Source organism: Halomonas llamarensis (assembly GCF_023555005.1).
GTDB lineage: Bacteria > Pseudomonadota > Gammaproteobacteria > Pseudomonadales > Halomonadaceae > Vreelandella > Vreelandella llamarensis.
The window spans coordinates 1-25,892 of sequence record NZ_JAMJPJ010000010.1 but is presented as its reverse complement, the minus strand read 5'-3'; the positions used below and the strand labels follow the sequence as shown (position 1 = coordinate 25,892).

The 25,892-nt window shown below is 54.7% G+C and carries 32 protein-coding genes and 1 tRNA gene; all 33 read right to left on the bottom strand.

The window, feature by feature from the left end:
• Positions 1-183: a 50S ribosomal protein L30 gene (rpmD, locus tag M8006_RS08140; RefSeq protein WP_250081028.1), complete on the bottom strand. Its 183-nt coding sequence runs from the start codon at positions 181-183 to the stop codon at positions 1-3.
• A 5-nt stretch (positions 184-188) separates the two neighbouring features.
• Positions 189-689: a 30S ribosomal protein S5 gene (gene rpsE / locus M8006_RS08135; RefSeq protein ID WP_250081026.1), complete on the bottom strand. Its 501-nt coding sequence runs from the start codon at positions 687-689 to the stop codon at positions 189-191.
• Positions 690-701: 12 nt separating this feature from the next.
• Positions 702-1,052 carry a 50S ribosomal protein L18 gene (gene rplR, locus M8006_RS08130; RefSeq protein ID WP_179929142.1) on the bottom strand — a complete coding sequence of 117 codons (351 nt, stop codon included), beginning with the start codon at positions 1,050-1,052 and terminating at the stop codon, positions 702-704.
• Positions 1,053-1,061: 9 nt separating this feature from the next.
• On the bottom strand, positions 1,062-1,592 hold the full coding sequence (rplF, locus tag M8006_RS08125; RefSeq protein WP_250081024.1) for a 50S ribosomal protein L6: 531 nt from the start codon (positions 1,590-1,592) through the stop codon (positions 1,062-1,064).
• 9 nt (positions 1,593-1,601) lie between these two features.
• Positions 1,602-1,994, bottom strand: coding sequence for a 30S ribosomal protein S8 (gene rpsH / locus M8006_RS08120; protein WP_250081022.1), 393 nt, complete (start codon positions 1,992-1,994; stop codon positions 1,602-1,604).
• 33 nt (positions 1,995-2,027) lie between these two features.
• Positions 2,028-2,333, bottom strand: coding sequence for a 30S ribosomal protein S14 (rpsN, locus tag M8006_RS08115; protein WP_250081020.1), 306 nt, complete (start codon positions 2,331-2,333; stop codon positions 2,028-2,030).
• A gap of 4 nt (positions 2,334-2,337) precedes the next feature.
• Positions 2,338-2,883 (bottom strand): 50S ribosomal protein L5, encoded by a 546-nt coding sequence (rplE, locus tag M8006_RS08110; protein ID WP_250081018.1) that lies wholly within the window; start codon positions 2,881-2,883, stop codon positions 2,338-2,340.
• Between the two features lie 18 nt (positions 2,884-2,901).
• Positions 2,902-3,216, bottom strand: a complete 315-nt coding sequence (gene rplX, locus M8006_RS08105) for a 50S ribosomal protein L24 (protein WP_250081016.1) — start codon at positions 3,214-3,216, stop codon at positions 2,902-2,904.
• A gap of 14 nt (positions 3,217-3,230) precedes the next feature.
• On the bottom strand, positions 3,231-3,602 hold the full coding sequence (rplN, locus tag M8006_RS08100; protein ID WP_179929136.1) for a 50S ribosomal protein L14: 372 nt from the start codon (positions 3,600-3,602) through the stop codon (positions 3,231-3,233).
• A 51-nt stretch (positions 3,603-3,653) separates the two neighbouring features.
• Entirely contained in the window at positions 3,654-3,914 is a 261-nt protein-coding gene (gene rpsQ, locus M8006_RS08095) for a 30S ribosomal protein S17 (RefSeq protein ID WP_250081155.1), read from the bottom strand.
• A gap of 1 nt (position 3,915) precedes the next feature.
• Complete coding sequence (rpmC, locus tag M8006_RS08090; protein ID WP_016915779.1) at positions 3,916-4,107, bottom strand: 50S ribosomal protein L29; 192 nt, start codon at positions 4,105-4,107, stop codon at positions 3,916-3,918.
• Positions 4,107-4,520 carry a 50S ribosomal protein L16 gene (gene rplP, locus M8006_RS08085; protein WP_179929134.1) on the bottom strand — a complete coding sequence of 138 codons (414 nt, stop codon included), beginning with the start codon at positions 4,518-4,520 and terminating at the stop codon, positions 4,107-4,109. The genes rpmC and rplP overlap by 1 nt, the downstream gene beginning before the upstream one ends.
• 15 nt (positions 4,521-4,535) lie before the next feature.
• A complete protein-coding gene (gene rpsC / locus M8006_RS08080) occupies positions 4,536-5,234 on the bottom strand; it encodes a 30S ribosomal protein S3 (RefSeq protein WP_250081014.1) in 699 nt (232 codons plus the stop codon).
• An 11-nt stretch (positions 5,235-5,245) separates the two neighbouring features.
• A complete protein-coding gene (rplV, locus tag M8006_RS08075) occupies positions 5,246-5,578 on the bottom strand; it encodes a 50S ribosomal protein L22 (RefSeq protein ID WP_250081012.1) in 333 nt (110 codons plus the stop codon).
• 18 nt (positions 5,579-5,596) lie between these two features.
• The gene (rpsS, locus tag M8006_RS08070) at positions 5,597-5,872 is read right to left on the bottom strand and encodes a 30S ribosomal protein S19 (RefSeq protein WP_013330996.1); all 276 of its coding nucleotides are present in this window, start codon (positions 5,870-5,872) and stop codon (positions 5,597-5,599) included.
• Between the two features lie 33 nt (positions 5,873-5,905).
• The gene (gene rplB / locus M8006_RS08065) at positions 5,906-6,733 is read right to left on the bottom strand and encodes a 50S ribosomal protein L2 (protein ID WP_250081010.1); all 828 of its coding nucleotides are present in this window, start codon (positions 6,731-6,733) and stop codon (positions 5,906-5,908) included.
• 17 nt (positions 6,734-6,750) lie between these two features.
• Positions 6,751-7,047 carry a 50S ribosomal protein L23 gene (gene rplW, locus M8006_RS08060; RefSeq protein WP_250081009.1) on the bottom strand — a complete coding sequence of 99 codons (297 nt, stop codon included), beginning with the start codon at positions 7,045-7,047 and terminating at the stop codon, positions 6,751-6,753.
• Positions 7,044-7,649: a 50S ribosomal protein L4 gene (gene rplD / locus M8006_RS08055; RefSeq protein ID WP_250081007.1), complete on the bottom strand. Its 606-nt coding sequence runs from the start codon at positions 7,647-7,649 to the stop codon at positions 7,044-7,046. Before rplD ends, rplW begins: the two co-directional genes overlap by 4 nt.
• Before the next feature lie 14 nt (positions 7,650-7,663).
• Positions 7,664-8,302: a 50S ribosomal protein L3 gene (gene rplC / locus M8006_RS08050; RefSeq protein WP_250081006.1), complete on the bottom strand. Its 639-nt coding sequence runs from the start codon at positions 8,300-8,302 to the stop codon at positions 7,664-7,666.
• Between the two features lie 153 nt (positions 8,303-8,455).
• Entirely contained in the window at positions 8,456-8,767 is a 312-nt protein-coding gene (gene rpsJ, locus M8006_RS08045; RefSeq protein WP_250081003.1) for a 30S ribosomal protein S10, read from the bottom strand.
• Between the two features lie 158 nt (positions 8,768-8,925).
• On the bottom strand, positions 8,926-10,119 hold the full coding sequence (gene tuf / locus M8006_RS08040; protein ID WP_250081001.1) for an elongation factor Tu: 1,194 nt from the start codon (positions 10,117-10,119) through the stop codon (positions 8,926-8,928).
• 29 nt (positions 10,120-10,148) lie between these two features.
• Positions 10,149-12,272, bottom strand: coding sequence for an elongation factor G (gene fusA, locus M8006_RS08035; RefSeq protein ID WP_250080999.1), 2,124 nt, complete (start codon positions 12,270-12,272; stop codon positions 10,149-10,151).
• Between the two features lie 123 nt (positions 12,273-12,395).
• Positions 12,396-12,866 (bottom strand): 30S ribosomal protein S7, encoded by a 471-nt coding sequence (rpsG, locus tag M8006_RS08030; RefSeq protein WP_250080998.1) that lies wholly within the window; start codon positions 12,864-12,866, stop codon positions 12,396-12,398.
• 155 nt (positions 12,867-13,021) lie between these two features.
• Positions 13,022-13,396: a 30S ribosomal protein S12 gene (rpsL, locus tag M8006_RS08025; protein WP_009098973.1), complete on the bottom strand. Its 375-nt coding sequence runs from the start codon at positions 13,394-13,396 to the stop codon at positions 13,022-13,024.
• Positions 13,397-13,554: 158 nt separating this feature from the next.
• Positions 13,555-17,772, bottom strand: a complete 4,218-nt coding sequence (rpoC, locus tag M8006_RS08020; protein WP_250080995.1) for a DNA-directed RNA polymerase subunit beta' — start codon at positions 17,770-17,772, stop codon at positions 13,555-13,557.
• 10 nt (positions 17,773-17,782) lie between these two features.
• A complete protein-coding gene (gene rpoB / locus M8006_RS08015) occupies positions 17,783-21,859 on the bottom strand; it encodes a DNA-directed RNA polymerase subunit beta (RefSeq protein ID WP_250080992.1) in 4,077 nt (1,358 codons plus the stop codon).
• Between the two features lie 205 nt (positions 21,860-22,064).
• Complete coding sequence (gene rplL, locus M8006_RS08010; RefSeq protein WP_250080990.1) at positions 22,065-22,436, bottom strand: 50S ribosomal protein L7/L12; 372 nt, start codon at positions 22,434-22,436, stop codon at positions 22,065-22,067.
• 97 nt (positions 22,437-22,533) lie between these two features.
• Positions 22,534-23,037: a 50S ribosomal protein L10 gene (gene rplJ / locus M8006_RS08005; protein ID WP_250080988.1), complete on the bottom strand. Its 504-nt coding sequence runs from the start codon at positions 23,035-23,037 to the stop codon at positions 22,534-22,536.
• Between the two features lie 294 nt (positions 23,038-23,331).
• Positions 23,332-24,024, bottom strand: coding sequence for a 50S ribosomal protein L1 (rplA, locus tag M8006_RS08000; RefSeq protein ID WP_250080985.1), 693 nt, complete (start codon positions 24,022-24,024; stop codon positions 23,332-23,334).
• 2 nt (positions 24,025-24,026) lie between these two features.
• Positions 24,027-24,458, bottom strand: coding sequence for a 50S ribosomal protein L11 (gene rplK / locus M8006_RS07995; protein WP_250080983.1), 432 nt, complete (start codon positions 24,456-24,458; stop codon positions 24,027-24,029).
• A 101-nt stretch (positions 24,459-24,559) separates the two neighbouring features.
• Positions 24,560-25,093, bottom strand: coding sequence for a transcription termination/antitermination protein NusG (gene nusG / locus M8006_RS07990; RefSeq protein ID WP_250080980.1), 534 nt, complete (start codon positions 25,091-25,093; stop codon positions 24,560-24,562).
• 8 nt (positions 25,094-25,101) lie between these two features.
• On the bottom strand, positions 25,102-25,485 hold the full coding sequence (secE, locus tag M8006_RS07985) for a preprotein translocase subunit SecE (RefSeq protein ID WP_250080978.1): 384 nt from the start codon (positions 25,483-25,485) through the stop codon (positions 25,102-25,104).
• Between the two features lie 68 nt (positions 25,486-25,553).
• Positions 25,554-25,629, bottom strand: a tRNA-Trp gene (locus tag M8006_RS07980).
• Between the last annotated feature and the right edge of the window lie 263 nt (positions 25,630-25,892).

Sequence of the window (25,892 nt, the reverse complement as noted above, 5' to 3'; positions counted from 1 at the left end):
TTACTCTCCCTCAACGCGCACAAGGTAGTTAACCTTGTGGATCATGCCGCGTACGGCAGGGGTGTCTTCCAGCTCAACCGTATGACCGATGCGACGCAGACCCAAGCCTTGAATACTAGCCTTGTGCTTGGGTAGAACGCCGATGGTGCTGCGGATCTGGGTAACCTTGATCGTTGCTGCCATGGTGCTCACCCCGTGATCGCTTCGACAGACAGACCGCGCTTAGCGGCCACGTCTTCCGGTGCTTGCATGGACGCGAGACCGTTAACGGTAGCGCGTACGACATTGACCGGGTTGGTGGAACCGTAGCACTTGGCCAGTACATCATGGACGCCAGCAAGCTCTAATACAGAGCGCATAGCGCCGCCGGCGATGATACCAGTACCTTCAGAAGCTGGCTGCATATATACCTTGGAAGCACCGTGACGAGCTTTCACAGGATACTGCAGCGTGTGGCCTGAGAGGTTAACCTTGACCATGTTGCGACGCGCTTGATCCATCGCCTTTTGAATGGCAATCGGCACTTCACGCGCCTTACCACGACCAAAACCGACACGACCTTTACCATCACCAACGACGGTCAGTGCGGTAAAGCCGAAAATACGACCACCCTTGACCACCTTGGCGACACGGTTGACCTGCACTAACTTCTCTTGCAGATCACCGTTTTGCTGTTCGTTCTTCGCCATCGTAAAAACCCTTTAGAATTCCAGGCCGCCTTCACGAGCGGCGTCGGCCAAAGCCTTGACGCGACCGTGATACTTAAAACCAGCACGGTCAAAGGCCACCTGGGTGATGCCTGCTTCTTTTGCGCGCTCGGCAATTAAGGTGCCCACTTGCGTGGCCGCCTCAGTGTTACCGGTTGCACCCTCGCGAAGTGCCTTGTCCAGCGTAGAAGCACTGGCGAGCACTTTGCCACCATCCGGCGAGATAATCTGCGCATAGATGTGGCGTGGGGTACGGTTGACGCACAGGCGGAACGCGCCTAGCTCGCGGATTTTGGCGCGAGCACGGCGGGCACGACGGAGACGAGATTCTTTCTTCGCGTTCATAACCCTGCCTTACTTCTTCTTGGCTTCTTTGCGACGCACCTGCTCGTCGGCGTACCGAACACCTTTGCCTTTATACGGCTCAGGCGGACGGAAGGCGCGGATTTCCGCGGCGCACTGGCCGAGCTTCTGCTTATCCGCGCTTTTCAGCACGATAACAGTATTCTTCGGCGTTTCCGCTGAGACACCGTCAGGCAGTTCGTAGTCGACCGGGTGCGAGAAGCCCAGTGAAAGATTGAGCGTCTGGCCCTTCGCTTGAGCACGATAACCGACGCCAACAATTTCGAGGGACTTTGTGAACCCCTCAGATACACCCGTGACCAGGTTTTGAACCAATGCACGAGTCGTGCCAGCCATCGCCCAGCTCTTCGCCGACTCACTTGGGGCAAAGGTTAGCTGGCCGTTTTCCTGACCCACCACGACATCTGCGTGGATCGGCATAGACAGTGTGCCTTGGCCGCCTTTTACGGTCAGCTTGTCAGCATCAATGTTGATATCGACGCCGGCAGGCACTTTAACCGGATATTTCGCTATGCGGGACATTCCAGCCTCCTAGAATACGGTGCAGATGACTTCGCCACCGACACCCGCCTGGCGCGCGGCACGATCGGTCATTACCCCATTGGAGGTAGTGACAATCGCGATGCCCAGACCATCGGCGACCTTGGGCAAATTGTCCTTGCCCTTGTACTGGCGCAGAGACGGCTTGGAAACCCGCTGAATGTGATCGATAACCGGCTTGCCCTCAAAATACTTGAGAGTCACGGTCAGTACGGGCTTGATGCTTTCAGCCACCGAGAAATCGGTGATATAGCCCTCTTCTTTCAACACGCGGGCCACTTCCACTTTCAGCTTAGAGGACGGCATGGTAACCGTCTCCTTGGTGGCCATCTGCGCATTACGGATACGGGTAAACATATCCGCCAGAGTGTCTTGCATGCTCATTTAATGTGCGCTCCTGATGATGCTACGTGGCACTTACCAGCTGGACTTTTTCAGGCCAGGGACGTCGCCACGCATGGCGGCTTCACGCAGCTTGTTACGGCCGAGGCCGAACTTGTTGTAGAAACCGTGCGGACGGCCGGTGACGCGGCAGCGGTTACGCTGACGTACCGGACTTGAGTCGCGCGGCAGTTGCTGCAGCTTAAGCTGCGCCTCGAAGCGCTCTTCGTCGGAAGCGTTCACGTCGTAAATGACCGCCTTGAGTTCAGTTCGCTTGGTCGCGTACTTCTCGACCAACTTAGTGCGCTTGAGCTCACGCTCTACCATGCTTTTCTTTGCCATGATCTCAGCCTTGTTTTTTGAACGGGAAGCTCAACGCACGCAATAGCGAGCGGCCTTCCTCGTCGGTGTTGGCGGTAGTGGTGATGGTGACGTCAAGCCCCCGAACACGATCGATTTTATCATACTCGATCTCCGGGAAGATGATCTGTTCACGCACACCCATAGAATAGTTGCCGCGACCGTCAAAAGACTTCGGATTGAGACCACGGAAGTCACGCACGCGAGGAATCGCGATGTTTACCAGACGGTCCAGGAAGTCCCACATGCGCTCACCGCGCAGCGTCACTTTGATACCGATCGGCCAACCTTCGCGAACCTTGAAGCCCGCGATAGACTTGCGTGCCTTGGTCACCAACGGCTTTTGACCGGAGAGTTTCTCCAGGTCGCCGATGGCATTATCGATCAGTTTTTTATCACTGACCGCATCGCCGATGCCCATGTTCAGGGTCACTTTTGTGATCCGCGGCACCTGCATTACGTTGGCATAGCTAAACTCTTCTTTGAGCTGAGCTGCTACCTCGTTTTGATAACGTTCTTTCAAGTTCGCCATTTTGCTACCCGACTCACGTTAGGCGTCGATCTGCGTTTGCGTCGACTTGTAGATACGTACCTTGGTACCGTCTTCGCTCACTTGGAAGCCGACGCGATCCGCCTTACCGGTCTCCGAATTGAAGATGGCTACGTTGGACGCGTGAATCGGAGCCTCACGCTCCACGATACCGCCCTGATTTCCCGCCATGGGATTTGGCTTGGTGTGACGTTTAATCATGTTCACACCGGATACGACGAAGCGATTTTCTAACACACGCTTAACCGTACCGCGCTTGCCCTTATCCTTCCCGGCGATGACGATGACTTCATCGTCACGTTTGATCTTTTGCATATCCGCCTCGCTCCTTACAGCACTTCAGGCGCCAAGGAAATGATCTTCATGAACTTTTCATTGCGCAGTTCACGAGTGACCGGCCCGAAAATACGGGTACCGACCGGCTGTTCGTTGGTGTTGTTCAACAGAACTGCCGCATTTCCGTCGAAACGGATCAGCGAACCGTCCGGACGGCGGACGCCGCTCTTTGTACGAACGACTACCGCTTTCATGACTTGACCTTTCTTGACCTTGCCACGCGGAATCGCTTCTTTTATCGATACTTTAATGATGTCACCAACGCGAGCGTAGCGACGGTGTGAACCGCCTAACACCTTGATGCACTGCACCCGGCGCGCTCCGCTGTTGTCAGCGACATCCAGCATTGTCTGAGTCTGAATCATCGGTTTTCTCCAAACCTAATCTGACTGCACTGGTTGAACAGACGCAGGAAGTTAACCTTTGGCCTGCTCGACCACCTCGACCAGCGTCCAAGCTTTCATCTTGGACAGCGGACGGCACTCTTGAATAGAGACCGTATCGCCAGCCTTCGCTTGGTTCGCCTCGTCATGGGCGTGCAGCTTGGTGGAGCGCTTTACGTATTTACCGTAGATCGGGTGACGCTCACGACGCTCAATCATTACGACGATGGATTTATCCATCTTGTCACTCACCACTTTACCGGTGAGCGTGCGTGTTTTCTTTTCTTCGGCCATCTCAATCACCTGCCTTCTCGTTAAGCACAGTCTTCACGCGGGCGATATCCCGACGGACCTGCTTGAGCAGATGAGTCTGGCTCAGTTGGCCGGTGGCCTTCTGCATGCGCAGGTTAAACTGCTCGCGGAGGAGTTCGAGGAGCTGCTCTTGCAACTCACCGACTGACTTTTCACGAATTTCCTGGGCTTTCATCACATCACCGTCCGTTTCGCAAAGGTGGTGGATATGGGCATTTTCTGGGCGGCCAACTCAAACGCTTCACGCGCGAGCTCTTCGGACACACCTTCAATCTCGTACAAGACCCGACCTGGCTGGATCTGAGCGACCCAGTACTCGACGGAGCCTTTACCCTTACCCATACGAACTTCGAGCGGCTTTTTAGAGATCGGCTTATCCGGGAATACGCGGATCCAAATCTTACCGCCACGTTTGACGTGACGTGTGATCGCACGGCGGCCCGCTTCGATCTGGCGCGCGGTAATACGTCCGCGACCAGTCGCTTTGAGGCCATACTCCCCGAAGCTAATCTTGCTTCCGCGATGCGCTAGGCCACGATTGCGACCCTTTTGCACCTTGCGGAATTTTAAACGCTTGGGCTGTAACATCGACTCGCTCTCCCCTTACCTGGAACCTTTCTTCTTGGGCGCGTTGCCGGTAGGCTGCTTCGCCTTGGCACGAACTTCCTCGATACCGCCGAGGATTTCACCCTTGAAGATCCACACTTTGACGCCGATGACGCCGTAGGTGGTGTGAGCTTCGTAAGTGGCGTAGTCGATATCCGCACGCAGTGTGTGCAGCGGAACGCGACCCTCGCGATACCATTCGGTACGTGCGATTTCAGCACCACCCAAGCGACCTGACAGCTGAATCTTGATGCCACCGGCACCTAGACGCATGGCGTTTTGTACCGCGCGCTTCATCGCACGACGGAACATGACGCGACGCTCTAGCTGACCCGCAACGTTAGCAGCTACCAGCTTGGCATCCAGCTCCGGCTTGCGAACTTCTTCAATGTTCACATGCACCGGGACACCCATCATCTCGGTCAGATCACGACGCAAACGGTCGACATCTTCCCCTTTCTTACCAATCACGATGCCCGGACGGGCGGTGTGAATGGTGATGCGGGCGTTGTTCGCTGGACGCTCGATGTTAATGCGGCTTACGGAGGCGTTTTTAAGACGCTCTTCCAGGAAGCTACGCACCACGAGATCATTATTGAGCTTATCGGCATAAGCGCCGCGCTCGGCATACCAGACAGAAGCATGGTCTTTGACGATGCCTAGTCGAATGCCTGTTGGATTGACTTTCTGACCCATCTGGTCGACTCCTACTTCTCGGCTACCTTAACGGTGATGTGGCAGGTGCGCTTCAAGATACGATCCGCACGCCCTTTGGCACGCGGCTTGATACGCTTAAGCGTCATGCCCTCATCGACGCAGATGGTCGAGACACGCAGCTCGTCGATATCCATGCCTTCGTTTTCTTCCGCGTTTGCAATGGCGGACTGCAGCACTTTTTTGACCAATGTAGCAGCCTTCTTCGGTGAGAAGGCCAGAAGGTCAAGTGCCTCGGCGACAGGTTTACCGCGCACCTGGTCAGCCACCAAACGGGCCTTCTGGGCGGATAAACGAGCGCCACGCAGCTTAGCTGTGACTTCCATCTCTCAATCCTCTTTGGCTTACCGTTTGGCTTTCTTGTCCGCCGCATGACCGCGATAAGTGCGGGTGGCAGCGAATTCGCCTAACTTGTGACCAACCATTTCCTCGGAGACATGCACCGGGACGTGTTGGCGACCGTTATGTACTGCAATGGTCAGACCTACCATATTCGGCAGGATCATCGAACGACGCGACCAGGTCTTGATCGGTTTACGATCGTTCTTTTCCACTGCTACCTCGACCTTCTTCAAAAGATGAAGGTCAATGAAGGGACCTTTCTTAAGTGAACGTGGCACAGCCGTTACCCCTTAATATCTTGGCGATTTTAATCACCGTGCCTTACGGCGACGGACGATTAGCTTGTCGGTGCGCTTGTTCTTACGCGTCTTATGACCCTTGGTTGGCACACCCCAGGGTGTAACCGGGTGACGACCGCCGCTAGAGCGACCTTCACCACCACCGTGTGGGTGATCCACCGGGTTCATTGCGACACCGCGAACGGTTGGGCGCACGCCTCTCCAGCGCTTCGCACCGGCCTTGCCAAGTTGACGCAGGCTGTGCTCGGAGTTGCTCACTTCACCCAAGGTCGCACGACATTCCGCCAGGACTTTACGCATCTCGCCAGAGCGGAGACGCAGGGTCGCGTAGTTACCTTCACGAGCGACCAGCTGGGCGCTTGTGCCGGCACTGCGAGCAATCTGCGCGCCTTTACCCGGTTTCAGTTCAATACCGTGAACGGTAGAACCCAGCGGGATATTGCGCAGCGGCAAGGCATTGCCTTTCTTGATGGGCGCGTTGACACCAGATTCCAGCACGTCACCCGCGCTGACGCCTCTCGGCGCAATGATGTAACGACGCTCGCCATCGGCATACTTCAACAGCGCGATGTGCGCGCTACGGTTGGGATCATGCTCCAAACGCTCAACGGTGGCCGGAATGCCATCTTTGGTGCGCTTAAAGTCGATCAACCGATAGTGCTGACGGTGACCACCGCCCACGTGGCGGGTAGTGATGCGGCCGTAGTTATTACGTCCACCGGACTTGGACTGCTTTTCCAACAGCGGTGCATAAGCACGGCCTTTGTAAAGCGTTTCGCCAACAATCTTAACGACGTGGCGACGACCGGCGGATGTGGGTTTGGTCTTGACGATTGCCATTATCCGTACTCCTGCCCTTATTCGGCGCCAGAGAAGTCTTCGAGCGTTTCGCCTGCGGCGAGGGTGACATACGCTTTGCGATACCCTTTACGCATGCCAACGCCGTTTGCGGTACGCTTAGTCTTGCCTTTGACGTTTAGCGCTTGAACGCGTTCGACTTTCTTGCCGAATAGCGCTTCAACTGCTTTTTTAATCTCAGGCTTAGTAGCGTCGCTCGCGACTTTGAAAACGTACTGATTGCGCTCTGCTGCCATCGCGGCCTTTTCGGTCACGTGCGGCCCAAGCAGAACCTTGAATACGCGTTCTTGGTTCATGCCAGCTTCTCCTCGAATTTACGCAGGGCGGAGACGGTGACCAATACCTTATCAAAGGCAACCAGGCTCACCGGATCAGCGGCTGCAACATCCACCACATCAACGTGGGGAAGATTGCGCGCGGCCAAGTAGAGCTTTTCATCAACGTCTTCAGTGATGATCAGCACTTTTTCCAGATCCAGCTCTTTCAGCTTGGCAGCGACCTGCTTGGTCTTCGGCGCTTCAACGGCGAACTCATCCACTGCCACTAAGCGCTCTTGACGCACTAGTTCTGACAAAATGGAGCGCATCGCCGCGCGGTACATCTTGCGATTTACCTTCTGAGTGTAGTCTTGCGGACGTGCCGCGAAGGTAACGCCGCCACTGCGCCACAGCGGAGAACGGATCGTGCCGGCGCGTGCGCGACCGGTACCTTTCTGACGCCACGGTTTTTTGCCGCCACCGCGTACTTCAGAACGGTTTTTCTGTGCGTGTGTCCCTTGGCGACCACCGGCTAAATACGCGGTGACAACCTGATGAACCAGCGCCTCATTGAATTCTTTGCCAAAGGTGGCGTCGGCTACTTCAACGGTACCCGCGCCTGCAGCAAGATTCAGATTCATTGGTAAACTCCCCTTCAGCCTGCTTTCACGGCGCTGCGAACGACAACGTCGCTACCGGTTGCTCCCGGAACGGCGCCTTTAATAAGCAGCAGGTTGCGCTCGGCGTCGACACGGACGATTTCAAGGCTCTGTACGGTGCAACGAGCGTTGCCCATTTGACCGGCCATTTTCTTGCCTTTAAATACGCGACCCGGAGTTTGACACATACCGATGGAACCCGGTGCGCGGTGCGCCAGAGAGTTACCGTGGGTCATGTCTTGGGTACGGAAGTTCCAGCGCTTAACAGCACCCTGGAAACCTTTACCCTTAGAGGTGCCGGTCACATCAATCATCTGACCAGCTTCGAAGAGGGATACGGTGAGTTCGCCGCCTACTTCAGGAGCATCTTCGCCTTCTTCCAGGCGAAACTCCATCAGCTTACGACCAGCCTCGACACCCGCCTTGGCAAACTGTCCTGCTTGCGCTTTGGTGAGGTGCTTAGCTTTACGAGAGCCAGTTGTTACCTGAACCGCTGCGTAGCCGTCGGACCCGACAGACTTAACGCGTGTAACACGGTTAGGATCAACTTCAATAACGGTTACGGGCACAGATGCACCGTCTTCGGTAAAGACGCGGGTCATCCCGGCCTTTTTACCGACCAAACCGATAGTCATTCTCAGTTCTCCTATAGTGTACGGGGCTATCACCCGCTATGGCTGCCCTTTCCAGAGCATTCCACTAGCACATTGTGTAGCGCCTCACGGCGCGGCGGCTGCTGCTTTTCTCTACAAAACTCAAAAGCGCTGGGCCGCGAGTGTCTAGTGTAATTAGTCGAGCTTGATTTGCACGTCTACGCCAGCAGCGAGATCAAGCTTCATCAGCGCGTCAACTGTTTTTTCAGTGGGCTCAACAATATCGAGCACACGCTTATGAGTGCGAATCTCATACTGATCGCGCGCATCTTTATTGACGTGCGGGGAAATCAGTATGGTAAAACGCTCGCGATTGGTCGGGAGCGGAATCGGACCACGAACCTGAGCACCAGTACGTTTTGCGGTTTCAACAATCTCCGCAGCGGACTGATCAATCAGGCGATGGTCGAATGCTTTCAACCGAATGCGAATCTTTTGGTTCTGCATTTGCCCTAAACTCCAATGGATGTCGACGGCGCGAGCCGTCTACCCACGCATTCAAAGGATGCGCATTATAGGCACGCCAGCAATCCATGTCAAACACTTCTCGCTGATGCGTAGAAAAGGGGGCTAGCAAGAGCCCCCTTTGATCCTAATGGATCGACTTACTTAACGATCTTGGCAACAACGCCAGCACCGACAGTACGCCCACCTTCACGGATTGCGAAGCGCAGACCTTCGTCCATTGCGATCGGAGCGATCAGGGTAACAACCATTTTTACGTTGTCGCCCGGCATGACCATCTCAACGCCTTCCGGCAGTTCGCACGTACCGGTCACGTCAGTGGTACGGAAGTAGAACTGCGGACGGTAGCCCTTGAAGAAAGGCGTATGACGACCGCCTTCTTCTTTGGACAACACGTAGACTTCGGCTTCGAAAACGGTGTGCGGGGTGATAGTGCCAGTTTTCGCCAGAACCTGACCACGCTCAACGTCATCACGCTTGGTGCCACGCAGCAATGCGCCAACGTTCTCGCCTGCGCGACCTTCGTCGAGCAACTTGCGGAACATTTCAACGCCGGTAACGACTGTCTTGGTCGTATCGCGCATACCGACAACTTCGACTTCTTCACCTGCCTTGATGACACCACGCTCTACACGACCGGTAACAACGGTACCACGGCCAGAGATAGAGAATACGTCTTCGATCGGCATCAAAAACGGCTGGTCGATGGCACGCTCCGGCTCCGGAATGTACTCATCCAGCGCCTTGATCAGGTTAGCAACGGCAGTCGTACCCATGCCGTTATCATCCTTACCTTCCAGTGCCATCAACGCCGAACCCGTGACGATCGGTGTGTCGTCACCCGGGAAATCGTACTGGTCGAGAAGTTCGCGAACTTCCATTTCAACCAGCTCAAGCAGCTCTTCATCATCGACCATGTCCGCTTTATTCAGGAACACAACGATGTACGGAACACCTACTTGGCGAGACAGCAGAATGTGCTCGCGTGTTTGCGGCATTGGGCCGTCGGCGGCAGAACATACCAGGATGGCGCCATCCATCTGCGCCGCACCGGTAATCATGTTCTTAACGTAGTCGGCGTGCCCCGGGCAGTCGACGTGAGCGTAGTGACGTGTCTCTGACTGATACTCAACGTGCGAGGTGGCGATTGTAATACCGCGCTCACGCTCTTCCGGAGCATTGTCGATAGCGTCAAACTCGCTCCAGTCACCGCCGAATACTTCAGCGGAAACGCGAGTTAAGGCCGCAGTCAGGGTCGTTTTACCGTGGTCAACATGACCGATGGTACCGACGTTGATATGCGGTTTGGAGCGTTCAAATTTTTCCTTAGCCACTGCTATAACCTCTTTACGTTAGCTAACGGTTAACCGTTTTGGTTGATGACGGCTTCTACGACGCTGGAGGGCGCCTCGTCGTACTTCGCGAACTCCATGGAGTAGCTCGCACGGCCCTGGGTCTGAGAGCGAAGATCGGTTGCGTAACCGAACATCTCACCCAGCGGCACCGTTGCGCGGATGACCTTACCAGAAGAAGAGTCATCCATGCCCTGCACCAGACCGCGACGACGGTTCAGGTCACCCATGACGTCACCCATGAACTCCTCGGGGGTCACGACCTCGACCTTCATCACCGGTTCCAGCAGCACGGCCTTGGCCTTCCTGGCACCTTCTTTCACTGCCATAGAAGAAGCAATCTTAAACGCAGTCTCGTTGGAGTCTACGTCATGGTAGGAACCATCAAACAGCGTTACTTTAACGTCGATCATCGGGTAACCCGCGATAACGCCGTTTTTCAGCTGCTCATAAGCCCCTTTCTCTACCGCCGGGACGTATTCCTTCGGAACGACGCCGCCCACGATTTCAGAGATAAACTTGAAGAAGATTTCGTCGTCTCCTTCGCCTTTCTCTTCATAAGTCAGCGGTTCAATACGCATCACAACGTGACCGTACTGACCACGACCACCAGACTGACGTACAAACTTGCCTTCCTGCTCGACGCTGCCACGGATGGTTTCACGGTAGGCCACCTGAGGCTTACCGATATTCGCTTCCACCTTAAACTCGCGACGCATGCGATCAACAAGAATGTCTAAGTGAAGCTCACCCATACCAGAGATGATCGTCTGACCTGTCTCTTCGTCGGTTTTTACTTGGAAAGAAGGATCTTCCTGGGCCAGCTTACCCAGTGCAACACCCATCTTCTCCTGATCCACTTTGGATTTCGGCTCAACCGCAACCGAGATAACCGGATCAGGGAACTCCATACGCTCAAGTACGATCTTGTGGTTAATATCGCACAGCGTATCACCGGTGGTAACATCTTTTAGACCGATACAGGCGGCGATATCACCAGCACGCACTTCTTTAATCTCTTCGCGCGAGTTGGAGTGCATCTGAACGATACGACCCACACGCTCTTTCTTACTCTTAACCGAGTTGTATACCCCGTCGCCGGAGTTCAACACGCCCGAGTAAACACGGATAAAGGTCAATGTGCCGACGAACGGGTCAGTGGCAATCTTAAACGCCAGCGCAGCGAACGGCTGATTATCATCAGCTTCACGCGTGTCGACAGTGCCATCTTTATCGTCCAACTCGCCTTCGATCGCCTTAACTTCAGTCGGCGACGGCATGTACTCAATGACGCAGTCAAGCACCGCTTGGACGCCCTTATTCTTGAAGGCAGACCCGCAGGTGATGAGGACAATTTCGTTTGCCAGTGTGCGCGCGCGCAGACCCGCCTTGATCTCTTCGGTAGTCAACTCACCACCTTCGAGATATTTCTCCATCAGCTCGTCAGAACCTTCTGCCGCTGCTTCGATCATCTGCTCGCGGTAGGTTTCTGCGGTTTCCAGGAGCTCTTCGGGAATATCAACCAGGTCATAATTCATGCCCAGGTTCTGTTCATCCCAAAGAATGCCCTTCATCTGGATCAGATCAATGACGCCCTTAAAGTTTTCTTCCGTGCCCCAGTTAATCTGAATCGGCACGCCATTGGCACCCAGACGCTCCTTCAACTGGTCAACCACCATGAAGAAATCAGCGCCAGTGCGATCCATCTTGTTGACAAAGACCATACGTGGGACTTCGTACTTATTTGCTTGGCGCCAAACGGTCTCGGTCTGCGGTTGAACGCCTGAGGAACCACACAGCACCACAACAGCACCATCAAGCACACGCAAGGAACGCTCAACTTCAATGGTGAAGTCGACGTGCCCCGGGGTGTCGATAATATTGACACGGTGCTCAGGGAACTGCTTGCTCATGCCTTGCCAGAAACAGGTTGTCGCCGCAGAGGTGATGGTAATACCACGCTCTTGCTCCTGTTCCATCCAATCCATGGTAGCCGCGCCATCATGAACCTCACCCACCTTGTGTGAAAGGCCGGTGTAAAACAATACGCGCTCTGTTGTCGTGGTTTTACCCGCGTCAACGTGAGCGACGATACCGATATTACGGTAACGATTTAATGGAGTCTTGCGTGCCACGGTGATAACTCCCGTTAGTTGGCAATGCGCGAAATGTACGAAAAGGTGTGCTCGAATTTAGGCGCGCTAGTTGTGAAGCAACCAACACCATCCACCCAAGCAACACCTCAGCAACATTCGAGCTTAGAAACGATAGTGAGAGAACGCCTTGTTGGCTTCTGCCATACGGTGTACGTCTTCACGCTTCTTAACCGCAGAGCCTTTACCTTCTGCGGCGTCCAGCATTTCACCCGCCAGACGCTGTACCATCGTTTTTTCACCGCGACGACGCGCCGCGTCAACCAACCAGCGCATCGCTAGCGCTTGACGACGAGACGGACGAACTTCAACCGGCACCTGATACGTCGCACCACCGACACGGCGCGATTTCACTTCGACCATCGGCTGAATCGTTTCCAGTGCCTTATCGAAGATTTCCAGCGGCTCTTCTTTACTGCGCTCGGCAACCTTGTCCAGCGCACCGTAAACGATGCGCTCAGCTACGGACTTCTTACCGCTGAACATCAGGTGGTTCATGAACTTGGCTAGGCGCTCACTTCCAAACTTCGGATCTGGTAGAATCTCGCGCTTCGCTACAACTCTTCTTCTAGGCATGATAAGCCCTCAATTTAAGGATCCTTCAGGTAAACCCAAGACTCGCCCTGTGATAGCACAGCACCGCTCGACCTTACTCTTATCAGACCATCATATTCGTATTGACCGCTTGGCAGCACTGACGCAGCTGCCCAACTCGAGCCAACGCAACCGAATTAAGACTTCGGACGCTTGGTACCGTATTTAGAACGACCCTGCTTACGGTTCTGAACACCCGAGGTATCCAGAGCACCGCGAACGGTGTGATAACGCACACCTGGCAAATCCTTCACACGACCGCCGCGAATCAGCACGACTGAGTGCTCTTGCAGGTTGTGGCCTTCACCGCCAATGTAAGAAGATACTTCAAAGCCGTTGGTCAGGCGCACACGGCACACCTTACGCAACGCCGAGTTTGGCTTCTTTGGGGTAGTGGTGTAAACGCGCGTACATACACCGCGTTTTTGCGGGCAGGCCTGCAGCGCTGGCACGTCACTCTTGGTGACGGGGCGCTTGCGCGGCTTCCGCACTAGCTGATTAATCGTTGCCATAGTCTGTAGCTGACTCCAATGGTTGCCTTACCTTTTCAATGGATGCGGGCGCACCCGCCCCACTGTTAAAGGCTGCGCATTCTAATAGTTTGCCCCAGCTATCGTCAAGTCATGGCGACGGTTTTATCGTCATAACATAACGCTGGGGCCAACGCGAGTTAGAGCTCTTCGTCGTCGGAATCCAACGCCGTTAACTGAGCCCCAAGCTCCTGCTCGACTTCCATCGCCGATGGGTTGAGCAGTCGATCAACGTCATCGCGCTTACGACGACGCTCGGCGTGGTGGGTAAGCCCGGTACCCGCAGGGATCAATCGACCCACCACCACGTTCTCTTTCAAGCCGCGTAGATAATCACGCTTGCCGGTTACTGCGGCTTCAGTCAATACACGCGTCGTCTCCTGGAAGGAAGCCGCGGAAATAAACGACTCAGTAGCAAGGCTTGCTTTGGTAATGCCCAATAGCTGGCGCTGATACTTGGCCGGGAATTTGCCGTCTTTTTCCAAGCGCACATTCTGCTCCAGCACGCGAACCAGCTCGGCTTGATCGCCCGTGATAAAGTCAGAGTCACCCGAATCGGTAATCTCGACCTTGCGCAGCATCTGACGCACGATCACTTCGATGTGCTTATCGTTGATGCCAACGCCCTGGAGGCGATAAACGTCCTGAACTTCAGCAGTGATGTATTTGGCCAAATCCTCGACACCCAGCAAGCGCAAAATATCGTGCGGGTTGCTCGGACCATCGGAAATGACTTCACCCTTCTCGACGCTTTCACCTTCGAAGACGGCAATTTGACGCCACTTCGGAATCAGCATCTCAAACGGATCACCATCTTCCGGTGTGATCGTCAAACGACGCTTACCTTTGGTCTCTTTACCGAAGCTGAGCACACCGCTGATTTCCGCCAGAATCGAGGATTCTTTCGGCTTACGCGCTTCGAACAGATCTGCTACACGCGGCAGACCACCGGTAATATCTTTGTTGCCTGAGGCCTCTACCGGAATACGCGCAACCACTTCACCGACACCGATGGTTGCCCCATCATCGACGGAGATGATCGATTTACCCGGCAACAGGTACTGCACCGGTGTATTGGAGCCCGACACCGCGACATATTCACCGCCAGCATCTTTCAGCATGATCATCGGGCGCTTGTCGCGACCTGCCATCGGGCGCGCCGCCGACTCGATCACCTCAATAGACGAGAGACCGGTCATTTCATCAACGCTACGGTGCATGGTGACACCTTCGTCGAGATCGATGAACTGCGCCTGACCTTCAACTTCGGCGACGATCGGGTGGGTGTGCGGATCCCATTTCGCTACCGTCGCACCCGCATCGACCACGTCGCCGTCACGCACGGCAAGTTCAGCGCCATAAGGTAGCTTGTAGTACTCGCGCTCACGCCCATGATCATCGGCCACGGCCAACGCACTAGAGCGCGACACCACGACTAACTTACCGTCAGCGCGCTCAACGTGCTTGATATTGTGCAGGCGCACCTTGCCACCGTGCTTGACCTGTACGCTATCCACCGCTGAGGAGCGCGATGCTGCCCCACCGATGTGGAACGTCCGCATGGTCAGCTGGGTACCCGGCTCACCGATCGACTGCGCGGCAATAACACCGACAGATTCACCGATATTGACCTGATGGCCCCGTGCGAGGTCGCGACCATAGCAGGCCGAACAGACACCGTGCGGGGTATCACAGGTAATGGTCGAACGCACGATGATCTCATCGACGCCCATAGTATCCAGGTCGGCGCACCATTTTTCATCCAGCAATGTGCCGCGTGGAATCAATACTTCTTCGCTGCTCGGGTCAACGACATCTTGTGCGACAACACGGCCTAGCACACGCTGCGACAGCGGCACGATGATATCACCGCCTTCGATAATCGGGTGTAGCGTCAACCCTCTGTCGGTGCTGCAGTCGCTCTCAGTAATCACCAAGTCTTGCGCCACGTCAACGAGACGACGCGTCAAGTAACCCGAGTTAGCCGTTTTCAGTGCCGTATCAGCAAGGCCCTTACGTGCACCGTGAGTCGAGATGAAGTACTGCAGTACGTTCAAACCTTCACGGAAGTTGGCAACGATCGGCGTCTCGATGATCGAGCCATCTGGCTTGGCCATAAGGCCACGCATACCCGCGAGCTGACGTATCTGGGCCGCCGAACCACGAGCACCGGAGTCAGCCATGATGAAGACGCTGTTGAACGAATCCTGCTCGACTTCGTTGCCATCGCGATCGATCACGCTCTCTTTCGAGATACCGGCCATCATTGCCTTGGCAACTTTATCGTTGGCCTTAGACCAAATATCGATGACCTTGTTGTACTTCTCGCCCGCGGTCACAAGACCCGAGGAGAACTGATCTTCGATCTCTTTGACTTCCGCTTCCGCCGCATCGACGATCTCGGTTTTAGCATCAGGTATAACAAAGTCGTTCACGCCGATAGAAGCGCCCGACCAAGTCGCCCAGCGGAAACCGGTGTACATTAACTGGTCAGCAAAGATGACGGTCGGTTTGAGCCCGGCGCGGCGATACACTTCGTTGATCAATCCCGAAATCGCCTTTTTCTTCATCGGCTGATCAATCAAATCAAACGGCACGCCTTCCGGCAGAATGCGGAACAGCAACGCGCGGCCAACCGTGGTGTCGTAGAGGCGGCGATGCTCAGAACGCTCACCGGTTTCTTCATCGACATCCACTTCGTCAAGGCGCACTTTTACCTTAGCGTGCAGAGATGCCGCCTGGGTAGCAAAGGCGCGCTCGACTTCATCAAGGCCAGAGAACACCATACCTTCCCCAGGCGCATTGATCCTTTCCCGGGTCATGTAATAAAGCCCCAGGACAACGTCTTGTGAGGGCACGATAATCGGCTCGCCGTTTGCCGGTGACAAGACGTTGTTAGTCGCCATCATCAGCGTGCGCGCTTCGAGCTGCGCTTCCAGCGTCAGCGGTACGTGGACCGCCATCTGGTCACCGTCAAAGTCGGCGTTATAGGCAGCACACACCAGCGGGTGAAGCTGAATGGCTTTACCTTCAATCAACAACGGCTCAAACGCCTGGATGCCCAAACGGTGAAGCGTGGGTGCACGGTTAAGCAGTACCGGGTGCTCGCGGATAACATCAGCGAGAATATCCCAAACTTCCGGCAGCTCACGCTCGACCATCTTCTTAGCGGCTTTGATCGTTGAGGCGAAGCCCAGCGACTGCAGCTTGGAGTAGATAAACGGCTTGAACAGCTCCAACGCCATTTTCTTGGGCAGGCCGCACTGGTGCAGACGCAAGGTCGGGCCCACGGTGATGACCGAACGGCCCGAGTAGTCGACACGCTTACCCAACAGGTTCTGACGGAAACGCCCTTGCTTACCTTTTATCATATCAGCGAGCGATTTCAGCGGGCGCTTGTTAGAGCCCGTAATCGCCCGGCCACGGCGACCATTATCGAGCAAGGCATCGACCGCTTCCTGAAGCATACGCTTCTCATTGCGCACGATGATATCCGGCGCATTGAGATCCAAAAGACGCTTCAGGCGGTTGTTACGGTTGATCACACGGCGATAAAGGTCATTGAGATCCGAAGTCGCAAAGCGACCACCATCCAGCGGTACCAGCGGACGCAGGTCCGGCGGCAAAATGGGCAGCACTTCCATGACCATCCACGCCGGCGCATTACCGGAGTTGTAGAAGGCCTCAAGAAGCTTCAGGCGCTTGGAGAGCTTTTTGATCTTGGTTTCAGAGTTAGTCTGCGGAATCTCTTCGCGCAGGTGATTAATCTCTTCTTCCAGATCAATGTCTTTGAGCAACTCTTGAACGGCTTCGGCACCCATGCGGGCGTCGAAGTCGTCGCCGAACTCTTCCAGCGCTTCAAAATACTGCTCGTCGTTGAGCAGCTGACCGCGCTCGAGGGTGGTCATACCGGGGTCGATCACCACAAAGCTTTCGAAGTACAGCACGCGCTCGATATCACGCAGTGTCATATCGAGGAACATGCCGATACGCGACGGCAGTGATTTCAAAAACCAAATGTGCGCGACCGGCGACGCCAGCTCAATGTGCCCCATGCGCTCGCGGCGCACAGCGGCTTTAGTCACTTCAACACCACACTTTTCGCAGATGATGCCACGGTGCTTCATGCGCTTATATTTGCCACATAAACACTCGTAATCTTTCACCGGGCCAAAAATCTTGGCACAGAACAGACCATCCCGTTCCGGCTTAAAGGTACGGTAATTGATGGTCTCGGGCTTCTTCACCTCGCCGAAAGACCAGGAGCGAATCATATCCGGCGATGCCAGGGTAATCTTAATCGCGTCAAACTCTTCGGTCTGAGACTGCGATTTGAGGACTTTCACCAAATCTTTCATTGGACGGCTCCTAGCTCTCTAACTCGATATCGATGCCCAGCGAGCGGATTTCCTTCACGAGAACGTTAAAGGATTCCGGCATGCCTGCCTGCATGGTGTGGTCGCCATCCACGATACTCTTGTACATCTTGGTGCGACCTTCAACGTCGTCCGACTTGACGGTAAGCATCTCTTGCAGCGTATACGCGGCGCCATAGGCTTCTAGCGCCCACACTTCCATCTCACCGAAACGCTGACCACCGAACTGCGCCTTACCGCCCAGCGGCTGCTGGGTCACCAGCGAGTAAGAGCCGGTAGAACGGGCGTGCATCTTATCGTCTACCAAGTGGTTCAACTTCAGCATGTACATATAGCCAACGGTGACCGGACGATCAAAGGCGTCGCCACTACGACCATCGTAAAGGGTCATTTGACCGGAATCCGGTATATCCGCCAAGCGCAACAAGTGTTTAATTTCGTGCTCTTGAGCACCGTCAAACACCGGCGTTGCCATCGGCACACCGCCTTTAAGGTTTTTTGCCAGCGCGATCACTTCGTCGTCCGACAGCGAACTAATGTCTTCTACGCGAGTGCCAGGCGTGTTGTAAATTTCGCCAAGAAAGTCGCGAATTTCTGCCACTTGCTGTTCGCGCGCATCACGCAGCATGGCATTGATCTTGAAGCCTAATCCGCGTGCTGCCATCCCCAGGTGGGTTTCCAATACCTGACCCACGTTCATACGCGACGGTACGCCTAGCGGGTTGAGGACAACATCAACCGACTCGCCTTGCTCGTCGAACGGCATATCTTCCACCGGCATAATCGCCGAGATAACGCCTTTGTTACCGTGACGTCCGGCCATCTTGTCGCCTGGCTGAATGCGGCGCTTAACCGCCATATAGATCTTGACGATTTTGAGCACGCCCGGCGCGAGGTCATCGCCCTGGGTCAGCTTGCGCTTCTTATCTTCAAAGCGCTCATCCATCTCTTTACGGCGAATTTCCAGTTGCTCGTCTGCCTGAGCCAGCAACTCATTGTAAGTTTCATCCTGCATACGCAGCTTGAACCACTGCTGACGCGGCAGCTCATCTAGGTACGCTTCGTCGAGCACATCATCTTTTTTGAGCTTCGGCCCACCGTTCACGACCTGACCATCCAGCGTGTGCTTAAGGCGCTCAAAGGTGGCCTCTTCAGCGATACGATAGGTTTCTTGTAGATCCTTACGCACCTCATCAAGCTGCATTTGCTCGATCGCAAGCGCACGCGAGTCTTTTTCAACACCGTCGCGGGTAAATACTTGGACGTCAATAATCGTGCCTTTCATGCCGGTCGGGGCACGTAAAGAGGTGTCTTTAACGTCCGATGCTTTCTCACCAAAAATGGCACGCAAGAGTTTCTCTTCTGGCGTTAGTTGGGTTTCCCCTTTCGGCGTCACCTTACCCACCAGAATATCACCCGGCCCCACTTCGGCACCGATGTAGACCACACCCGCCTCGTCCAGTTTACCCAGTGCAGATTCACCCACGTTAGGAATGTCCGCGGTAATCTCTTCCGAGCCCAGCTTAGTGTCACGCGACACACAGGTCAGCTCCTGGATATGGATCGTGGTGAAACGGTCTTCTTGCGCCACACGCTCGGAGAGCAGAATCGAGTCCTCGAAGTTATAGCCGTTCCAGGGCATGAACGCGATGCGCATGTTCTGGCCCAGCGCCAAATCGCCCATATCCACCGACGGGCCATCAGCGAGAATATCGCCACGCGACACGCTATCACCAGGCCGTACGATCGGGCGCTGATTCATGCAGGTGTTCTGGTTCGAGCGGGTGTACTTGGTCAGGTTGTAGATGTCCACCCCGGCTTCACCACCGATGATTTCATCTCCATGAACCCGAACCACCACACGACGCGCATCTACCGAGTCGATCACGCCGCCGCGATTTGCGACGGCACAAACACCGGAATCGCGTGCCACGAAGCGCTCCATACCCGTGCCCACCAGCGGTTTATCCGCACGTAGCGTCGGCACTGCCTGGCGCTGCATGTTCGCCCCCATCAGGGCGCGGTTGGCGTCATCGTGCTCCAAGAACGGAATTAGCGCGGCCGCCACTGATACCACCTGGCGTGGCGACACATCCATTAGCGTGACTTGCTCAGGGCGCATGAAGGTGGTTTCACCACGATGGCGCACCTGCACCAAGTCATCGCTTAGCTTATTGGATTCATTGACCGCGGCCGACGCCTGAGCAATAACGAAGTCACCTTCTTCGATCGCAGAAAGATGAACGACATCGTCGGTAACCTGGCTATCCACCACCTTGCGATAAGGCGTTTCCAAGAAGCCATAGCTATTGGTATGGCTGTAGGTCGCCAGCGAGTTGATCAGACCGATGTTCGGACCTTCCGGCGTCTCGATCGGGCATAAACGCCCATAGTGCGTGGCGTGTACGTCGCGCACTTCAAAGCCAGCACGCTCACGGGTCAAACCACCGGGGCCAAGTGCCGAGACACGACGCTTGTGGGTCACCTCGGAAAGCGGGTTGTTCTGGTCCATAAACTGCGAAAGCTGACTGGAACCGAAAAACTCTTTTACCGCCGCCGCCACCGGCTTGGCGTTGATCAAGTCTTGCGGCATCAGGCCTTCGCTTTCCGCCATGGAAAGGCGCTCTTTCACCGCGCGCTCAACGCGTACAAGACCCACACGGAACTGGTTTTCCGCCATTTCACCGACACAACGGATACGGCGGTTACCTAGGTGATCGATATCATCGACATCACCGAAACCGTTACGGATATTGATTAGCTCGCGCAAGACATCGAGGATATCTTTCTTATGCAACACATCTGAGCCGGTATCCGACTCATGGCGCAAGCGGCGGTTGAACTTCATCCGACCGACATTGGAAAGATCGTAGCGGTCTTCGGTGAAGAACAGGTTATGAAAGAGCGTCTCGGCGGCGTCTTTGGTCGGCGGCTCACCGGGACGCATCATGCGGTAAATCTCGACCAGCGCTTCAAGCGGTGAACCCGTGGTATCGAGCTTTAACGTGTCGGAAATGAACGAACCACAGTCCAGATCGTTGGTATAGAGCGTTTCAACGCGCTTGATGCCACCCTGTGCCATGTGCTCTAACACTTCCGGCGTGATTTCCGTGTTACACGGGACAATCAGCTCACCGGTTTTGGTATCCACCTGATCTTTGGCTAAGGTTTTGCCGTACAGGTACTCCATGGGCACATCCAGACGCTCAAGGCCCGCTTTTTCCAGCTGACGGATATGCTTCTGGGTGATGCGTCGACCTTCTTCCGCAATGACGTTGCCGTCGCTATCTTTAATATCGAACGTCGCGGTTTCACCGCGCAGGCGCGAAGGCACGAGCTCCACAGAGAAGCCAGACTTCTCAATGTGGAATACGCTAGTTTCGAAGAACTCATCGAGGATCTCTTCGGTGCTCATGCCCAGAGCACGCATCAATACCGATGCCGGCAATTTGCGACGGCGATCGATACGCACAAAGACGTTGTCTTTGGGATCAAACTCGAAATCGAGCCAGGAGCCACGATAAGGAATCACGCGTGCCGAATAGAGCAGCTTGCCAGAAGAATGGCTCTTGCCCTTATCATGGTCGAAGAACACACCGGGCGAGCGGTGCAACTGAGACACAATAACGCGCTCGGTACCGTTAATGACAAAGGTACCGTTCTCGGTCATCAGGGGAATCTCCCCCATGTAAACTTCTTGCTCTTTGATATCTTTGATCGCTTTGTTCGACGAATCGCGATCATAAATAATCAAACGCACCTTGACGCGTAGCGGTGCGGAGTAAGTCACGCCGCGAAGCTGACACTCCTTCACATCAAACGCGGGCGTGCCAAAACGATAACTAACATATTCCAGCGCCGCGTTACCGGAGAAGCTCTCGATCGGGAACACTGACCTGAACGCCGCGTGCAGGCCAATTTCGTGGCGCTCATCGGGCGAACGGTCTTGCTGGAGAAAGTCATAGTAGGAATCAAGCTGGATGGCCAGCAAATAAGGCACATCCATCACTTGGGGCAGTTTGCCGAAATCCTTGCGGATGCGTTTTTTCTCAGTGTATGAGTAAGCCATCTGTTTTCCCCAGCTTGTTCACCATGGGTGACCGATGCGTGGTCATCTTCCCCGCGGGCGTGTCAGACGCAGAAAGCAAGCTCCTAAAAGGGCAGCTCGCCGTCAAAATTCTTTGATCTGTTTCAACAGAAAAAGGCCGGCAGCGGGAATTGCCCGCCGCCAGCCGTGGAAGCTTACGCAGCGCGTAAAGCCACCGGCACAAGAATTACTTGAGCTCGACGCTTGCGCCTGCTTCTTCCAACTTGGTCTTCGCTGTTTCAGCGTCTTCCTTGGACATTGCTTCTTTGATAGTCGCCGGAGCGCCGTCAACAGCACCCTTAGCTTCTTTCAGGCCAAGGCCGGTAATTTCACGAACGGCTTTGATGACGTTAACTTTCTTTTCACCAGCACCCGTGAGCACCAGGTCAAATTCGGTCTGCTCTTCTTCAACATCCGCTTCACCACCACCTGGGCCAGCCACAACGGCTGCAGCGGCAGAAACACCGAATTTTTCTTCCATCGCTTCGATCAGCTCGACAATTTCCATAACGGTCATGTCGGAAACGGCGTTGATAATATCGTCTTTGGTCAGTGCCATTGTTTCATTCCTAACTTTGCGGGAGTCTCGGTCGCCCGAGAACTCAGGATTCATTGCTCGTATTAGGCAACATTATGCTGCCAACAAGTGAAGAGGCTTATGCCGCTTCGTCTTGCTTCTGGTCGCGCAGTGCGGCCAGAGTACGAACCAGCTTGCCAGCAGAGGCTTCTTTCATGACCGACATCAGCTTAGCAATTGCCTCGTCGTAAGTCGGCAGCGTTGCCAGACGGTCAATGTCAGCAGCCGGAATCAGCTCACCTTCGTAGGCCAGCGCTTTTACTTCGAAGTTCTGATCTTGCTTCGCAAACTCTTTGAACAACCGCGCGGCAGCGCCGGGGTTTTCGTTAGAGAAGGCCAGCAACGTCGGACCCACAAAGCTTTCGTTCAGGCACTCCCACTGAGTGCCCTCCAGAGCGCGGCGAGCTAGCGTGTTACGAACAACACGCAGCTCTACACCATTCTCACGTGCCTGCTTACGCAGATCGGTCATTTTGCTGACCGCTACACCGCGAGAATCGGCAACTACGACGGAGAGAGCGTCTTTAGCCGCTTCACTGACCTGGGCAACAATCGCTTTCTTGCCTTCAAGTGCTAGTGGCACAGTGATCACTCCTTCGTGCCGAAACCTAAAGTCAGGTCCCGGTGGTTACCATCTCTTCTCAGCCAATAACTGCTGCCAAGAAGCCTAGGGGATGGTGCTCACCAGAAAGCTAGACATTCAACCAACTGGCGGCGACACCATCTGCGCAGGCGTTTTCCATTAAGCCGGGCTTATTCACACGGCACCTGCGGTCTTTGACGGCGCCCCGCCCTAATATTATCTACGCGGGGACCGCAAAGTTCTTGCTCGGTTAGGCGCATACTCCAAGAGGTTACGCCTTTTTTCGATCACGCTTTAAATGTAGACAGTATGATCGACGGTCAGACCTGGCCCCATCGTGGTGGACAGCGTCATTTTCTTAAAGTAAATACCTTTTGACGTGCTTGGCTTGAGCCTTTTCAGGTCAGCAACGAGCGCATCAAGATTGCCTTTAATCGCGTTGGCATCGAAATCCACTTTACCCACAGTCGTGTGGATAATGCCGTTTTTGTCTGTGCGGAAACGCACTTGACCGGCTTTGGCGTTTTTCACTGCGGTCGCGACGTCCGGTGTAACGGTACCCACTTTCGGATTCGGCATCAGGCCGCGCGGACCTAGAATCTGACCCAACTGACCCACGACGCGCATGGCATCAGGCGAGGCAACGACGACGTCGAAATCCATCACGCCTTTTTTGACTTGCTCAGCCAAATCTTCCATGCCGACAATATCCGCACCGGCTTCTTTCGCCGCATCGGCATTAGCGCCCTGAGTGAAAACCGCTACGCGAACGTCTTTACCGGTACCATTCGGCATTACGGTGGCGCCACGTACGACTTGGTCAGATTTACGCGGATCAACACCTAAGTTAATTGCCACGTCAACCGACTCTTTAAACTTAACTGTTGACAGCTCGGATAGCAGCGCCACGGCATCTTCTACCGTGTAGGCTTTACTCGGGTCGATTTTCGCGCGAATTTGCTGGGCGCGTTTAGACAGTTTAGCCATGATCAGAGACCCTCCACGTTTAAGCCCATGCTACGCGCGCTACCAGCAATGGTACGCACAGCGGCATCAAGATCGGCAGCCGTCAAATCCGGCTCTTTAGTTTGGGCGATCTCTTCGAGCTGCTCACGAGTTACCGTGCCCACCTTCTTTTTGTTCGGCTCGCCAGAACCGGACTTGATACCTGCGGCTTTCTTCAACAGCACAGCTGCCGGCGGCGTCTTGGTGATGAAGGTGAAGCTGCGATCCGAGTAAACGGTGATCACAACCGGCGTCGGCAAACCAAGCTCAATATCTTGAGTCTCAGCGTTGAACGTTTTACAAAATTCCATGATGTTCACACCGTGCTGACCCAGCGCTGGGCCAACGGGTGGACTTGGATTGGCTTTACCTGCAGCAACCTGCAGCTTGATGTAAGCCTGTACTTTCTTGGCCATGTTTCACTCCAATTGGGTGGTAGCGCCTTGCGGCTCCCCGGTGACAACCAGTCGGCGCATGGCCGACTCACTAAATACGGTTAACAACGACTATCTAATATCTATTCTTTCTCAACCTGAGCGAACTCAAGCTCGACAGGTGTTGCGCGACCAAAGATCAGTACACTTACCTGGAGGCGACTTTTCTCGTAGTTAACTTCTTCAACAACACCGTTAAAGTCGGCGAACGGACCATCGACCACTCGGACGGACTGACCCGGCTCGAAAACGGTCTTGGGTCGCGGCTTATCAGTGCCGTCTTTTACGCGACGCAGAATCGCTTCTGCCTCGCGCGTCGAAATTGGCGCGGGTTTTTCTTTAGTACCGCCGATAAACCCCATGACACGCGGCGTTTCATTGACCATGTGCCATGTATCGTCGGCCATTTCCATCTCGACCAACACATAGCCGGGATAGAACTTGCGCTCGCTCTTGCGGCGCTTGCCGTCACGCATTTCAACCACTTCTTCGGTCGGCACAAGAATTTCACCAAAGCGATCCTCTTTGCCATAAAGCCTCACACGCTCAAGCAGCGAGCGCATGACATGCTTTTCAAAACCGGAGTAAGCGTGTACGACGTACCAACGCTTGGACATGAAAACTCCTAACCAATGACGCCGGACATCGCCCAGCTGAGAAGCGTGTCAATCAACCACAACGCCAAACCAACAACAAAAACAGCCGCCAGCACAATCGCCGTGGTCTGTACTGTTTCGGGACGAGTCGGCCAGACGACGCGCTGAATCTCTTTCTTAGACTCTTGCGCTAAAATAACCAGATTACGCCCCTTTGTGGTGACCAACGCAATCGCGCCAGCAATAACACACAGCACCACCACGCCTAACACGCGATACAAAAGAGCCAAATCGGCAAAATAGGTGTTACCAACAACAGCAACAACCAGAAGCGCTACGACCGCTGCCCACTTGAGCCCGTCATGGCGCGACTGTTGAACTTCAGCACCATGCTTTACAGGACTAGGCTTCATAAAACGAGACTCCTAAGGGTGCAGCGAACGATAAAGAATTTTTTGGGGCACACCAACCTGGGGAAGGCTGGCAGGCCAGGAGGGAATCGAACCCCCAACCTGCGGTTTTGGAGACCGCTGCTCTGCCAATTGAGCTACTGGCCTGTATCGTGCTTACGCTGCCTTCAACATCAATACCGCATGCACTACGCAACAGCGGGCGTCATGGTAGCGAAAACACCTCTACTTGACAACCCTTTCCCCATTTTTAGACATCAAACCGCTTTATCTAAAAACAGAGATCGAGTAGGAAGGGGAGTCGCCTCCCCTGTCCTCTCACACCACCGGGCGTACGGTTCCGTACCACGGCGGTTCATGAACAACGGTTAAGCCATCTTACCGTATCGAGTATTGAGATCAGCCCTTGG